The sequence below is a fragment of the Rhodoferax sp. genome, from assembly GCF_011391645.1.
In the GTDB taxonomy this organism is placed as follows: domain Bacteria; phylum Pseudomonadota; class Gammaproteobacteria; order Burkholderiales; family Burkholderiaceae_C; genus Rhodoferax.
On record NZ_JAABQC010000081.1, the window covers coordinates 1 to 12,954 of the forward strand.

9 protein-coding genes, 1 tRNA gene and 3 pseudogenes are annotated in these 12,954 nt (G+C 61.8%); 4 read left to right on the plus strand and 9 right to left on the minus strand.

The genetic code is table 11. From position 1 onward, the window contains the following. Positions 1–229: pseudogene (locus GPS82_RS10440) on the minus strand (C4-dicarboxylate ABC transporter); the annotation flags it as partial. A gap of 291 nt (positions 230–520) precedes the next feature. Between GPS82_RS10440 and GPS82_RS10445 the strand changes: the two are divergent. The 3 genes and pseudogenes from GPS82_RS10445 to GPS82_RS10455 form a co-directional block, all read left to right on the plus strand. Beyond that, positions 521–1,201 (plus strand): annotated as a pseudogene (locus GPS82_RS10445) (MBL fold metallo-hydrolase); the annotation flags it as partial. Beyond that, positions 1,196–1,633 carry a rhodanese-like domain-containing protein gene (locus GPS82_RS10450; protein ID WP_296494315.1) on the plus strand — a complete coding sequence of 146 codons (438 nt, stop codon included), beginning with the start codon at positions 1,196–1,198 and terminating at the stop codon, positions 1,631–1,633. The pseudogene GPS82_RS10445 and the gene GPS82_RS10450, both read left to right, overlap by 6 nt. Positions 1,634–1,643: 10 nt before the next feature. After that, positions 1,644–2,408, plus strand: a complete 765-nt coding sequence (locus GPS82_RS10455; RefSeq protein WP_296494295.1) for a type III pantothenate kinase — start codon at positions 1,644–1,646, stop codon at positions 2,406–2,408. Between the two features lie 61 nt (positions 2,409–2,469). Here the strand turns inward: GPS82_RS10455 and GPS82_RS10460 are convergent, their stop codons facing one another. Next, complete coding sequence (locus GPS82_RS10460) at positions 2,470–3,660, minus strand: M20 aminoacylase family protein (protein WP_296494298.1); 1,191 nt, start codon at positions 3,658–3,660, stop codon at positions 2,470–2,472. A 46-nt stretch (positions 3,661–3,706) separates the two neighbouring features. Further along, positions 3,707–4,516, minus strand: a complete 810-nt coding sequence (locus GPS82_RS10465) for a DUF3050 domain-containing protein (RefSeq protein ID WP_363717465.1) — start codon at positions 4,514–4,516, stop codon at positions 3,707–3,709. A gap of 136 nt (positions 4,517–4,652) precedes the next feature. On the opposite strand from GPS82_RS10465, the gene GPS82_RS10470 reads away from it, so the two are divergent. Continuing rightward, positions 4,653–6,728, plus strand: coding sequence for a molybdopterin oxidoreductase family protein (locus GPS82_RS10470; protein WP_296494304.1), 2,076 nt, complete (start codon positions 4,653–4,655; stop codon positions 6,726–6,728). Positions 6,729–6,970: 242 nt separating this feature from the next. Here GPS82_RS10470 and GPS82_RS10475 read toward each other — a convergent pair. The 6 genes and pseudogenes from GPS82_RS10475 to GPS82_RS10500 all read right to left on the minus strand — a co-directional run. Then, positions 6,971–7,046, minus strand: a tRNA-Phe gene (locus tag GPS82_RS10475). 56 nt (positions 7,047–7,102) lie between these two features. After that, on the minus strand, positions 7,103–7,774 hold the full coding sequence (locus tag GPS82_RS10480) for a response regulator (protein ID WP_296494307.1): 672 nt from the start codon (positions 7,772–7,774) through the stop codon (positions 7,103–7,105). A 41-nt stretch (positions 7,775–7,815) separates the two neighbouring features. Further along, the gene (locus tag GPS82_RS10485) at positions 7,816–10,104 is read right to left on the minus strand and encodes an ATP-binding protein (protein WP_296494310.1); all 2,289 of its coding nucleotides are present in this window, start codon (positions 10,102–10,104) and stop codon (positions 7,816–7,818) included. A gap of 5 nt (positions 10,105–10,109) precedes the next feature. Next, positions 10,110–10,703: a DUF4390 domain-containing protein gene (locus GPS82_RS10490; RefSeq protein ID WP_296494312.1), complete on the minus strand. Its 594-nt coding sequence runs from the start codon at positions 10,701–10,703 to the stop codon at positions 10,110–10,112. After that, entirely contained in the window at positions 10,693–12,015 is a 1,323-nt protein-coding gene (gene rsmB / locus GPS82_RS10495; protein WP_296494313.1) for a 16S rRNA (cytosine(967)-C(5))-methyltransferase RsmB, read from the minus strand. Before rsmB ends, GPS82_RS10490 begins: the two co-directional genes overlap by 11 nt. A 68-nt stretch (positions 12,016–12,083) precedes the next feature. Continuing rightward, positions 12,084–12,954, minus strand: a pseudogene (locus GPS82_RS10500) (DNA-directed RNA polymerase subunit beta'); the annotation flags it as partial.

The window sequence follows — 12,954 nt, forward strand, 5'->3', positions numbered from 1 at the left end:
TTTCATTGACACGGGTGACGTATTGCTGCGCCATCTCGCTGAAAATTTCGTTGGCACCCCAGGAACCTTGCATCTTGAACACGATGGGGGCCTGGGCCACGGCGATCATGGGGAAGCCGGCCAAAGGCACAGCCACGGCAGCGGTGGCGGCTTTGCCGAAGAAACGGCGGCGGCTGGCTTCAGGCGCGTCGGTCACCGTTGCGGGAAGGTCATGTTGCATTTGTGTCATGTGTTTGTCTCCAACTTTTAAGATAGAAAATTACTGCTGGCTTAAGAATTATGCGGGCAGCCAGAATCAAGGTGATCAGTGAAAACCCGGATATCACCTGCGATTTTTTTAAAACCGAAATATAAATTTTTTCAATCGCGTCGTCAAAATTAGTTCTCTGGTTCCAAATATGGTGCGCCGAAGTTGTCCTTCGACGAAAAGGGTTAACCCTCAAAATGTCGCGACTTTTTAGTACCGAATTGGCGCCCCGCGTTACAGTTCAGCTTTGTCACACTGTTCAATCCAAACACCATGAACCCGATTCAGCTCTTTGACACCGCCTCCAGCACCTACACCTACGTGCTGTTTGACAGCACCAGCCGCGAGGCCATCATCATCGACCCGGTGGACACCCAACTTGAGCGCGACTTGCAGGTGCTGCGCGACTACGGCCTCAAGCTGGTGTGGTCGCTGGAAACCCATGCCCACGCCGACCACATCACCAGCGCCGGGCAACTTGCGGAGCTGGCAGGCGCCAAAACCGCCGCGCCGGCGGGCTGCGGCATCACCACCGCGGCGGTGCAGCTTGACGACGGCGACACGCTGAACTTTGGCGCCGAGCAAATTCGGGCCCTGCACACCCCCGGCCACACCGCCGGCAGCATGTGTTTTGTCTGGCGCGGCCATGTGTTCACCGGCGACACGCTGCTGATCAACGGCTGCGGGCGCACCGACTTTCAATCGGGCAGCGCCGTGGCCCTGTACCACAGCCTGACCCAGGTGCTGTTCAAGCTGCCCGACGACACCACGGTATGGCCGGGCCATGACTACCAGGGCAAGACGAGCTCCACCATTGGCGCCGAGAAAGCCGGTAATGCCCGGGTCGCCGGCAAATCGCAGGAAGAATTTGTCGCCATCATGGACGCGCTGCACCTGCCGCCGCCCAAGCGCATTGCCGAGGCCGTGCCCGCCAACCTGCATGGCGGCCTGCGCCACGACGCGCACGCCGCCAACAGCCTGCAGGTGCAGCCCGTCCGCGGTTACGCGGGCGACATCAGCCCCGCGCTGGCCTGGCGCTGGGTGCAAAGTGACGAGGCCGTGCTGGTGGATGTGCGCTCGGACGCCGAGCGTGCCTGGGTCGGCTTTGTGCCGGATGCCCTGGCTGTGGCCTGGAAGCAATGGCCCGGCATGGTGAGCAACCCCAATTTTGATGCCGAACTGCTGGCCGCAGTGCCTGCCGGCAAAAAGGTGGTGCTGCTGTGCCGCAGCGGCGTGCGCTCCATTGCTGCCGCCAAACGCGCCACCGAACTGGGGCTGGAGGCTTACAACATACTGGAAGGTTTTGAAGGCGACCCCGACGGTCATGCCCAGCGCGGTCGCCTCGGTGGCTGGCGTTTGAGCGGCCTGCCGTGGCGCCAGAGCTGATAATGGCACCATGACTTTTCTGGCCATTGATGTCGGCAACACCCGTTTGAAATGGGCGTTGCACAGTTCCCCGCAGCGCAACGCCGCCCTGCTGGCACAAGGTGTCGAGTTTCTGGAAAACATCGACCGCCTGGCCAGCGGCGACTGGGGCGGCCTGCCCCATCCGACGCGCATGCTGGGCTGCACTGTGGCAGGCGACGCCATCAAGCGCCGGGTCGAGGAACAAATGGAGCTGTGGGAGGTTTCCGCCAACTGGGTCGTGGCCAGCAGCTTTGAGGCCGGCCTGAGCAATGGTTACGACCACCCCGCGCGCCTGGGAGCCGACCGCTGGGTGGCCATGATCGGGGCCTGGCACCGCAATCTGGCGCAGGGCCCGGCGCGGCCACTGGTGGTGGTGATGGTGGGCACAGCGGTCACGGTGGATGCGATTGACACCCATGGCAAATTTTTGGGCGGACTCATCCTGCCCGGCCACGGCATCATGCTGCGCGCCCTGGAGTCCGGCACGGCCGGCTTGCATGTGCCCACCGGCAATGTGTGCGAATTTCCGACCAACACCAGCGACGCCCTGACCAGCGGCGGCACCTATGCCATAGCTGGCGCGGTGGAGCGCATGGTGCAGCACCTGCGCGCCCACTGCGGCGAAGAGCCGCGCTGCATCATGACCGGCGGCGCCGCCTGGAAAATGGCACCCAGCATGTCGGTGCCCTTTGACTTGGTCGACAACCTGCTGTTTGACGGGCTGCTGGAGATGGCGGCGCACCGGTTTTGCTAATCGGGCCGAAGGCTATTGAATGCAATCGCGGCGAGGGCGCCGCTCCCACATGGCGCCACGCCTACGGGAGTTTTAGCCATGCCTCGGCCAAGCGCACCCAGTAAGTCGCCCCCAGCGGCAACAACTCGTCATTGAAGTCGTAGCTTGGGTTGTGCAACATGCACGGCCCGCCGCCATGGCCGATGTCGCGGTGGTCGCCGTCGCCATTGGCAATAAAGACATAACAACCGGGCTTGGCTTGCAGCATAAAGGAAAAGTCTTCGGCGCCCATGGTGGGCTCCTGCGCCTGCACGTTGCCATCGCCCACAATGCCGGCCATCACCTGGCGCGCAAAGTCGGCTTCCGCCGCGCTGTTGATGGTGGGCGGGTAGTTGCGCTTGAATTCAAAGTCGGCGCGCAAGCCTGATGCCGCACACAGGTGCTCGGTCATCACCCGCATGCGCTGCTCGATCTTATCCAGCACCTCAATTGAAAAGGTGCGCACCGTGCCCTGCAGCTCGCAGGTGTTGGGAATGACGTTGGTGGCCTCGCCGGTGTGGATCATGGTGACCGAAATCACGCCCGCGTCGATGGGTTTCAAGTTGCGGCTGATGATGGTCTGGAACGACTGCACCAACTGGCAGGCGACCGGCACCGGGTCGAGGGCGTTGTGCGGCATGGCGGCGTGGCCGCCCTTTCCGTGAATGGTGATCTTGAACTCGTTGCTGCTGGCCATCACCGGGCCGGCGCTGGCGGCAAACTGGCCCAACTGCAAGCCGGGCCAGTTGTGCATGCCAAACACCGCGTCCATCGGAAATTTGTCGAACAGGCCGTCCTTGATCATCTCGCGCGCTCCACCGCCGCCTTCTTCGGCCGGCTGAAAAATCAGGTACACCGTGCCATCAAAACTGCGGTGCGTGGCCAGGTATTGCGCTGCCGCCAGCAGCATGGCGGTGTGGCCATCATGACCACAGGCGTGCATCTTGCCAGGCTGGGTACTGGCGTGGGCGAAGGTGTTTGCCTCTTGCATGGGCAGCGCGTCCATGTCGGCGCGCAAGCCAATGGCCCGGCTGGAGGTGCCGCTTTTGACGATGCCGACCACGCCGGTGGTGCCCAGGCCGCGTTGAATGGGGATGCCCCAATCGGTCAGTTTTTCAGCCACCAGGTCGGATGTGCGTTGTTCTTTGAAGCACAGCTCGGGGTGGGCGTGCAGGTCACGTCGAAGGACTGCCAGAGCAGGCGCCTGGGTGAGGATGGCATCAATGATTTTCATGATTGCTCAATTTCAGACTGATTGATGAACCGTGTTGGCGCGGTGGCTAAGGCTTGTGTTTTTTCGAGGCCGGGGGCAGGCTGCTGCGCACACCATCCCAAAATGTGATTCGTGCTTCAATCGCTTGACGGGCGGCCTTGTCAGCAGCCTTCTTTTTGCTGGCGCTATCGCCGCAGAGTTGCGTCAACAATTGAAGCGAGAGAGGGCCATGCAACTCATCGTCAAGGTGGATGTGACGTTCAAGGTAGTAGTGAAACAGTGGCGCCCTTTTTTTGCTGATGCCCATGTCTGCCAGCAGCGCCCTGAACATGCCGGGAATAACCTGTTCGCGTCCCATGGCAAAGGCCGCGCCAACCAGATGCGCTTTCTGGGTGTCAAGAAGATCAAAGGTCGTCGCCATGAAGCGGCGTGACGGTTCCGGGATGTCGCTCCTCGAAAGCGCTGCTGCAAGGCCTTTTTTCTTGACGGCCTTCAGAAAGGCACGCACCGGCCGGGTGTCGGCACCCACCTCTTCCATCGCCCCCAGGTAGAGGTCGAAATGACTAATGAATGAGGGATTCCCCTTGGCATCGGGCAATCCCTCATCAGTCTCCTCGCCCAGCACGATTTCGTTGATGAACCGCTGCACCAGGGTGGAGCGCGCGTTTCCGGTGGGCAGCCATGGCACAGACACCGGCGCTACTGCGCCTTGCAAAAATTTGACCAGCGACATGAAGTCCCACACGGCATACACATGATGCTCCATGAAGCAACGCAGGTCTTTGATTGTGCGCACTGATGCATAAAGCGGGTGCCGATCAAGGCGCCTCCGGAGTTCCGGCAGGAAGGGCGTGTCAGTGAGGCTCATGGGCGGCATTGGGGATATCTGTGCATGAAATGATAACGCCGTGAATTCTCCCACCGTCCGCGCTCTCGACGGCCGGCTGAAGAGGATGCCGCCCAGCGGCGTATGGCTTTTGCCGGCCTATACTGTTTGATTTGACCGCTTGCTCATGAATCAGACATCTCCGCACCCCCCGGCGCTCTCCCAGATTCTGGGCGCCTGCCCGCACGATTGTCCCGACACTTGCTCGATATTGACCACGGTGCAAGACGGCATCGCCATCAAGGTGCAGGGCAACCCGGCGCACCCGCAGACCGCAGGCAGCCTGTGCACCAAGGTGTCGCGCTACACCGAGCGCACCTACCACCCCGAGCGCATTTTGCACCCCCTGAAACGCATTGGCCCCAAGGGCAGCGGGCAGTTTGAACGCGTCAGCTGGAACGCGGCCCTGAGCGACATTGCAACCCGCCTGAAAGCCATTGCCGCGCGCGACCCGCAGGCCATCCTGCCCTACAGCTACGCTGGCACCATGGGGCTGGTGCAGGGCGAAAGCATTGCTGCGCGCTTTTTCAACACGCTGGGCGCCTCGCTGCTGGAGCGCACCATCTGTGCCGCCGCTGGCGGCGAAGGCCTGGTGCACACGCTGGGTGGCAAGGTCGGCATGCGGGTCGAGTTTTTTGCAGAGTCGGATGTCATCTTGATCTGGGGCAGCAACTCGATCACCAGCAACCTGCACTTCTGGCGTTATGCCAACGACGCCAAGCGGCGCGGCGCCAAGCTCATCTGCATCGACCCGCGCAAGTCTGAGACCGCCGAAAAATGCCATGAACATATCGCCCTGTTGCCGGGCACCGACGGCGCGCTGGCGCTGGGCCTGATGCATGAGCTGATCAAGAACGACTGGCTTGACCACGACTATCTGCAACGCCACACCTTGGGCTGGGACGCGTTGAAGGAAAGGGCCCTGCAATGGCCCCCTGAACGCGCCGCGGCCGTCTGCGGTATCGCTCCGGGGCAAATCCGCGGCCTGGCCCAAGCCTACGGCGCCTGCGCCCACAACGGCCAAAAGGCTGCCATTCGCATGAACTACGGCCTGCAACGCGTGCATGGTGGTGCCAACGCGGTGCGCCTGATCGCCTGCCTGCCCGCCCTCATTGGCGCCTGGCGCACGCGCGCCGGTGGCGTGCTGCTGTCAAGCTCGGGGGCTTTCCCGGTGCAACGGGCGGCACTGCAGCGGCCCGACTTGCTGGCCGGGCGCAACCCTCGCACCATCAACATGGCCACCATTGGCAATGATCTGCTGCGCCCGAGCAGCCCCGGGTTTGGTCCGGCGATAGCGGCGGTCATCGTCTACAACAGTAACCCAGTGGCCATCGCCCCGGAGTCCGCCAAAGTGGTGCAAGGTTTTGCCCGCGAGGACTTGTTCACCGTGGTGCTGGAGCACTTTCAGACCGACACCGCCGACTACGCCGACTACATCCTGCCCGCCACCACCCAACTGGAGCATTGGGATGTGCACAGCGCTTATGGCCACACCGACGCGCTGCTGAACCGTCCGGCGATTCCCCCCGTAGGTGAAGCCAAACCCAACACGCAAATTTTTCGGGAACTGGCCCAACACATGGGCTTGACCGAACCCTGTTTGCAGGACAGCGACGAAGCGCTGTGCCGCCAGGCCTATGGCGATGCGGTCAGCTTTGATGCCCTGCTGGCCAACGGCTTTGCCACCTTGGACACGCCGGAAGCACCTTTTGCCCAGGGCAACTTTCCGACGCCTTCCGGCAAGTGCGAGTTTTTCAGCCAACGGTTGGCAGCGCAAGGCCTGGACGGCCTGCCTGACCATGTGCCCAACCATGAGACGGCGCACAGCTCGGCGGCCTACCCGCTGGCGATGATCTCACCGCCGGCGCGCAATTTCCTGAATTCAAGCTTCGTCAACGTCAAAAGCCTGCAAGACACTGAAGGCGAACCGCTGCTGGAAATACACCCGGACGATGCGACTGCGCGCGGCATTGCCGATGGCGACACGGTGCGCGTTTTTAACGACCGGGGTAGCTACCATTGCCGCGCCCGCATCAGCGCCCGGGCCAGGGCGGGTGTGGTCAACGGGCTGGGTGTCTGGTGGCGAAAAATGGGGCTCAACGGCACCAACGTGAACCAGCTTACCAGCCAGAACCTGACTGACCTGGGCCACGGCCCGACGTTTTATGACTGCCTGGTGGAAGTTGCCCTGGTCAGCGCATGACCATCACTGGCTGACCGCACTTGGCCGGGTGCCCGCCAAGACAAAAACACTGTGACGGGATTGGCTGGGGCTGGCGCCCGCCTCGCTGGCGCGCACCTTTGGGCAATCACAACCACTGCCACCGCATTCAAAACTCACCGTGAGTTGCAGAAACTGCTGCAGAAAACAAAAAAAGCGGCTTTTTTGAGGAGCCGCTTTCTTGGTACTCATCTGCCAACCTGTTGATCAACATAGAGATTTTCTGGTGGCCCGGGGCGGAATCGAACCACCGACACAAGGATTTTCAATCCTCTGCTCTACCGACTGAGCTACCAGGCCTAAGCGCAGTATTCTAGCAGTGCTGCGGCCGGATTCTGGGCTGCCAGTTCGATTTTTCAACCACGCTTGCGTGTCAGATCAACCCCAAGTTGCTTGAGCTTGCGGTACAGGTGGGTGCGCTCCAGTCCGGTCTTTTCTGCGACACGGGTCATGGAGCCGTTTTCCTTGATCAGGTGAAACTCAAAATAGGCTTTTTCGTATTCATCGCGACCTTCGCGCAACGGCTTGTCGAGCATGAAACTCTGGTTTACCTGCAGGGCTGGTTCTGGCGCCATCTCAGCGGCACTGACGGGCATGTCGGCCACGGCCACCGTTCCTTTGCTCATGCCCATCGAAGGCATCGACTGTGTCAATTTGCGCAGCGCGCCGCGGGTCAGACCCTGTTCGACGGCCTTAAGCAATTTTTGCAGGGTGATCGGTTTTTCCAGAAAAGCCAGGGCGCCTATGCGCGTGGCTTCCACGGCGGTGTCGATGGTGGCATGGCCGCTCATCATGATCACGGGCATGGTCAGGGCGCCCGAGGTGGACCATTCCTTGAGCAAAGTGACGCCGTCGGTGTCGGGCATCCAGATGTCGAGCAGGACCAGGTCGGGCGCTTCGCGCAAACGGGCCGCGCGGGCCTGAGCGGCGTTTTCGGCCAACTCGACGGTATGACCTTCATCGTTGAGGATTTCACACAGCAGATCGCGAATACCCAGTTCGTCGTCCACTACCAAAATGTTAGCCATATTCTTGTGGTTCCCTTGAAAAGGATCTTATTCATGTTGCATCAAATTGTCGGAGCGTTTGGACCTTGCTCGATAGCGAATGATAACGACACTTGCGCGCCGAGGATCCGATCGTTTTCCGTGCGGTTCGAAATGGTCACCCGACTTGCGTGCTCGTCGGCAATTTTCTTCACCACCGCCAAGCCCAGTCCGGTGCCTTTGTCCTTGGTGGTGACATAGGGCTCAAACGCCCGTTTCAAAATGTAGTCCGGAAAACCGGTGCCACAGTCCAACACCAGCAGGCGCACGCGTCGGGCGCTGGCCTGCCACTGGGTTTTTATTTGCACCGCGTGCGCGGCATCCGCATGACCGGCGCTCAGGGTGGCATCCTGCGCGTTTTGCAGCAGGTTGTGCAGCACCTGCCGCAATTGCTGGGCATCGCCCATGATGTTGGGGCAGCGCGCATCAAGCTCCGTGACGATCGGCACCTGCTCCAGTTCGTTGGCGTACAGGTGCAGCACATCGGCCACCAGATCATTGAGGTTGACCGGCTTGAGTTCTGCCGCTGGCAAGCGCGCGTAATCGCGGAATTCATTCACCAGGCGTTTCATGGCATCGACCTGATCGACAATCGTCTTGACCGATTTGGTCAGCATGGCTTGTTCCGTCGCGCCCAATTTACCGGTGAGCTTCATCTCCAGCCGCTCGGCTGACAGCTGAATCGGGGTGAGCGGGTTTTTGATTTCATGCGCCAGGCGCCGGGCCACCTCGCCCCAGGCCTGCGCGCGCTGGGCCGAAACGATTTCCGAAATGTCGTCAAACACCAGCAACCGCTGCAACCCCGGCAGGGCCGCGCCGCGCGTTACCAGGGTAATCACGTCGTTGGCCGGGCGTCCGCTCTGGGCCTGGCCAAGGCCACCAATCTCAAATGACTGCTGCCAATGGTCAAGGGTGCGTTCAGCGTGGACACCAAAGAAGTTGTCAAACTGTTCCTGCACCTGCTGACCAAAGGTCTGCAGCCCTTCGATTTCGGCCAGCACCTGGCCTTCGTGCGCGGCCAGCGGCACCCGCAAAATCCGGGTGGCGCCAGGATTGGACGCGAAGATCCGCCCCTTGGCGTCCAGCACCATGACGCCGGCGGTGAGGTTGTCAAGAATGGTTTGCAGATTGGCGTGCGCCGCGCTCACCTGCGCCATGCTGGTCTGCACCGCCTGGCGCGCATCGGCGAGCTGTTGCGTCATCTGGGAGAAGGAGCGGGTCAGGTCATCGAGTTCGTCACTGCCGCGCAGGTAGGATTTGGGCGACAGGTCTCCGGCAGCCACCTGGCGCACGCCATCGGCCAGCAGCAACAAGGGCCGGGCCAGCTGGTTGCCAATGAGCACGGCCAGCAGCACGGCCCCGAATACCGCCAGGAACAAACTCAGGGTGAGCGTGCCAATGTACATGCGGCGCAGGCCGTCGCGTGCCAGCGCCCGCTCCTGGTATTCGCGGTTGGCCTGGGTCACCGCCAGGGCGTTGGCCACCAGCGTGTCGGGCAGTGCCTTGGTGGCCAGCAGGTAGCGCGGCTCATTGAATGAGCCCAATTGATCGCTGGTGACGATGGCCAGTGCCTTGATGCGTGCCTGGGCGCCTGAGCCCGCCACGGCATCATCCAGCCCATCGATCCAGGTGATGACACTTTGCGCCCTTGCCGCCCGAAATTGTTGGGCACCGGGCAGCTCCGGATTGAGCTGGTAGCGCGTTTGACCTGCAGCCGCAATCAGGCGCCCCGACGCGCCCCACAAAATCAGGTCATCAGCGCCCATGGCATCGCGCGCACGCTCCAGCGGCAAAGCGGCACTGGTGTCGGGCGTGTCCGAGAGATTGGCGGCGCCAGCGCGCGCCTTGGCCGCCAGGTCGGCCGACAAAGCCTCCAGGGTGGTGCGGCCCAAGTTGAGACCAGCCTCCAGGGCGCCCTCTACCTTGACGTCAAACCAGCTTTCGATGGAACGGGTGACAAACTGGTACGACACCACATAAATCAGCATGCCCGGGGCAAAACCTGCCAGGGCAAAGATGGCGGCCAGCTTGACCAGCAAACGACTGCCAAATTTCTTCTGCACCAGGCGCCGGATCAGGCGCACGGCGATCCAGACAATAACCACCAGCAGCAACGACGCCACCACCACATTGACGGCAAACAGACGGGCATAGTTTTGCTCGTACAGGTCGCGGTTGGTGGTGGCCTGGGTCAGCAAAAAAAGCAGCACCAGACCCACGGCCACCATCACCACCAGGCCCAGGCCCAACAGCCAGCGAACCGTCCTGGAGTGCCTCCCGGACGGGCCCGTCGTGCTTGTGGGTAGCGTCATTTGGTCTATTCAGCGTCAAGCAATTGCTCTTGGCTCAGTTCCACGGACCAGTCCGACTGACCCAGGGTGCCAATTTGCAGGGGCCGGGGCAATTGGGCCAGATCCAGCCTGAAGCGAAACTCAACCCGGTGCCGGGCGCCAGCGGCAAGGTCGGACGCATCGGCAATCTTCCAGCGGGAAATGCGATGCACCGACTGGAGGGCATCGCTCCATGACTCAAAATTCTGGTTAAGCGCCAGACCCAAAGCGGGCTCAATGCTCTCGCCCGAAATGATGTTGAGCCGCCACTGGCGCGTCAAGGGCTGGTAAGCCAGCCTGAATTGGCGCTTGGCCGTGGCAACTTTTTTATTGGTCCAATACCAGCGCTCCCGCATCACTTCTGCTTCCGCCACAAAAAAAATGGGGATGCCTTTGTGCAGCGCATCGATCACCGCCGGCGACAGCTCAAACTCAAGCTGGGTGGAAAGCCACAGCGCATTGTCCGCACGCTCCAGCCGCAGCAGTGGCGAGGGTGCGTCAGCAGTCGACGTCTGCGCCAGCGCCATGCTTAAGCCCAGCACAACCGTGACCAGCCAGCCCAGCAGCAATCTAGGCAGCATATTTTTCAAGCAACGCGTAATAAAAACCATCATGTTCACGGGTTGGATTGTCAACGACACCCGGCCATTGCACGACCTGGTCTGGCAACAAATGCCCGGGCGAGGGCAATAATGTGGCATTGCTGTTGCTGCCAAGAAACGCCCTGATCTGATGCTGCCCTTCGGCCTGGAAGACCGAACAAGTGCAGTACAGCAACCGGCCACCGGGCTTGAGCAAAGGCCACAGCACTGCCAGCAAGCGGGCCTGCTGCCGTGCCAGTTGCGCAATGTCAGTGGCGCGGCGCAGCCAGCGGATGTCGGGGTGGCGGCGGACCACGCCGGAGCCTGAACAGGGCGCGTCGAGCAAAATTGCATCGAAACTTTGGCCCTGCCACCAAGATGGCAGGTCGGCCGCATCCGCCGCCAGCACCTGTGCGCTCAAGCCCAGCCGCTGCAAGTTTTGGTGAATGCGCTGGCAGCGCTGGGGGTCGATGTCGAGCGCGGTGACCTGAACGTCGGCGAATTCGAGCAAATGCGCCGTTTTGCCGCCGGGTGCGGCGCAGGCATCGAGCACCTGCAAGGGTGCCTGGCCTTGCAGGCCGGTCAACAGCAAGGGCGCGGCCCATTGCGCCGCACTGTCCTGCACCGACACCAGTCCGTCGTCAAAACCCGGGATCTGCTGCACCGCACTGGCCTGCTGCAACACCACACCCGCCAACCCCGACGGCTGGCCGGCCAAGCCCGCTGCTTCAAGCTTTTTAAGGTAGTCAGCCACGCTGATGCGCCGGGTGTTGACGCGCAACACCATCGGTGCCTGCGCATTGTTGGCCGCCAGAATGGCTTGCCATTGCGCCGGCCACTCGACCTGCATCTGTGCCAGCCACCAGTCGGGGTGGTTCCAGCGCGCCACCGGATGCTGCGCCGCTTGCGCCAGCAAGTCAGTCTGCTCACGCAAAAACCGGCGCAGACAGGCATTGATAAAGCCGGCCTGGGCCGTCAATTTTGGGGTCTTTTTTGCCGCCTCGACCGTCTGATTGACCAGCGTAAAGGCGTCGTAGGGCGCGTCAGCCTCCTGCGACAGCAGCGCCAGTGCGGTGCACAACAGGGCATCCACGGGCGCAGCGGGCCTGCGCGGCGCCAGCATGCCGCGCAACGCCTGGGCCCGCCCCAAAGACCGCAGCACCGCAAAGCTGAGCGCCTGCACCCCCGGGCGCAGCGAGGCATCGACTGCGCTCACCGCTGCCGTGCCGGAAGTGCCGCCCAGTATCATTTGCAGCACTTTGGCGGTGGCCTGCAGTTGCCGCCACAGGGGAGTCTGGGAATGCGTGTTCATGAGGTGTCAAAAAAAACGCCTCAGACCCCAAAACTCGGGGCGTGAGGCGCTCTCCAAGGGTCGGTCAATTACTTGCCGTCAGCGCCTTCGTCCTGGTCCTGCTCACTGGCCAGCGCCAGTTCAGCGGCTTCCGTCTCGGCAATGGCGCGACGCTCGGACTCGTCCATGTTTTCACGCACCTTGCGGGCTTCGTGGTAGGCCATGCCGGTGCCGGCCGGAATCAGACGACCCACAATCACGTTTTCCTTCAAGCCACGCAGGCCGTCGCGCTTGCCCATGATGGCGGCTTCGGTCAGCACGCGGGTGGTTTCCTGGAAGGAAGCCGCGCTGATGAAGCTGTCGGTGGACAGCGAGGCCTTGGTGATGCCCAGCAACAGGTTGGTGAAGACCGCCGGGATTTTGCCGTCGGCGCGCAGGGCGTCGTTGGTATTGAGCATTTCCGAGCGCTCCACCTGCTCGCCATTGATGTAGTTGGAGTCCCCCGCGGCCTCGACCACCACACGGCGCAGCATCTGGCGCACGATCACCTCAATGTGCTTGTCGTTGATCTTCACGCCCTGCAGGCGGTAAACGTCCTGCACTTCGTCGACGATGTAGCGCGCCAGTTCTTCGGCGCCCAGCAGACGCAGAATGTCCTGCGGGTCGGCCGGGCCGTCCACCACCACTTCGCCCTTGTTGACGATCTGGCCTTCGTGCACCAGCATGTTCTTTTCCTTGGGCACCAGCTCTTCCCAGACCTTGCCTTCGAGGTCGGTGATTTGCAGGCGGATTTTGCCCTTGGTTTCCTTGCCGAAAGAAATGGTACCGGTCATTTCGGCCAGCACACCCTTGTCTTTGGGCGAGCGGGCTTCGAACAACTCGGCCACACGCGGCAGACCGCCGGTGATGTCGCGGGTTTTCTGGCCTTCAACCGGAATACGCGCCAGCACTTCGCCGGGG

Bases quoted from the DNA above. Each gene is read 5' to 3' on its own strand.
- GPS82_RS10455 (WP_296494295.1), top strand. From the start codon at position 1,644: ATGACTTTTCTGGCCATTGATGTCGGCAACACCCGTTTGAAATGGGCG.
- GPS82_RS10460 (WP_296494298.1), bottom strand. From the start codon at position 3,660: ATGAAAATCATTGATGCCATCCTCACCCAGGCGCCTGCTCTGGCAGTC.
- GPS82_RS10465 (WP_363717465.1), bottom strand. From the start codon at position 4,516: ATGCCGCCCATGAGCCTCACTGACACGCCCTTCCTGCCGGAACTCCGG.
- GPS82_RS10470 (WP_296494304.1), top strand. From the start codon at position 4,653: ATGAATCAGACATCTCCGCACCCCCCGGCGCTCTCCCAGATTCTGGGC.
- GPS82_RS10480 (WP_296494307.1), bottom strand. From the start codon at position 7,774: ATGGCTAACATTTTGGTAGTGGACGACGAACTGGGTATTCGCGATCTG.
- GPS82_RS10485 (WP_296494310.1), bottom strand. From the start codon at position 10,104: ATGACGCTACCCACAAGCACGACGGGCCCGTCCGGGAGGCACTCCAGG.
- GPS82_RS10490 (WP_296494312.1), bottom strand. From the start codon at position 10,703: ATGCTGCCTAGATTGCTGCTGGGCTGGCTGGTCACGGTTGTGCTGGGC.
- rsmB (WP_296494313.1), bottom strand. From the start codon at position 12,015: ATGAACACGCATTCCCAGACTCCCCTGTGGCGGCAACTGCAGGCCACC.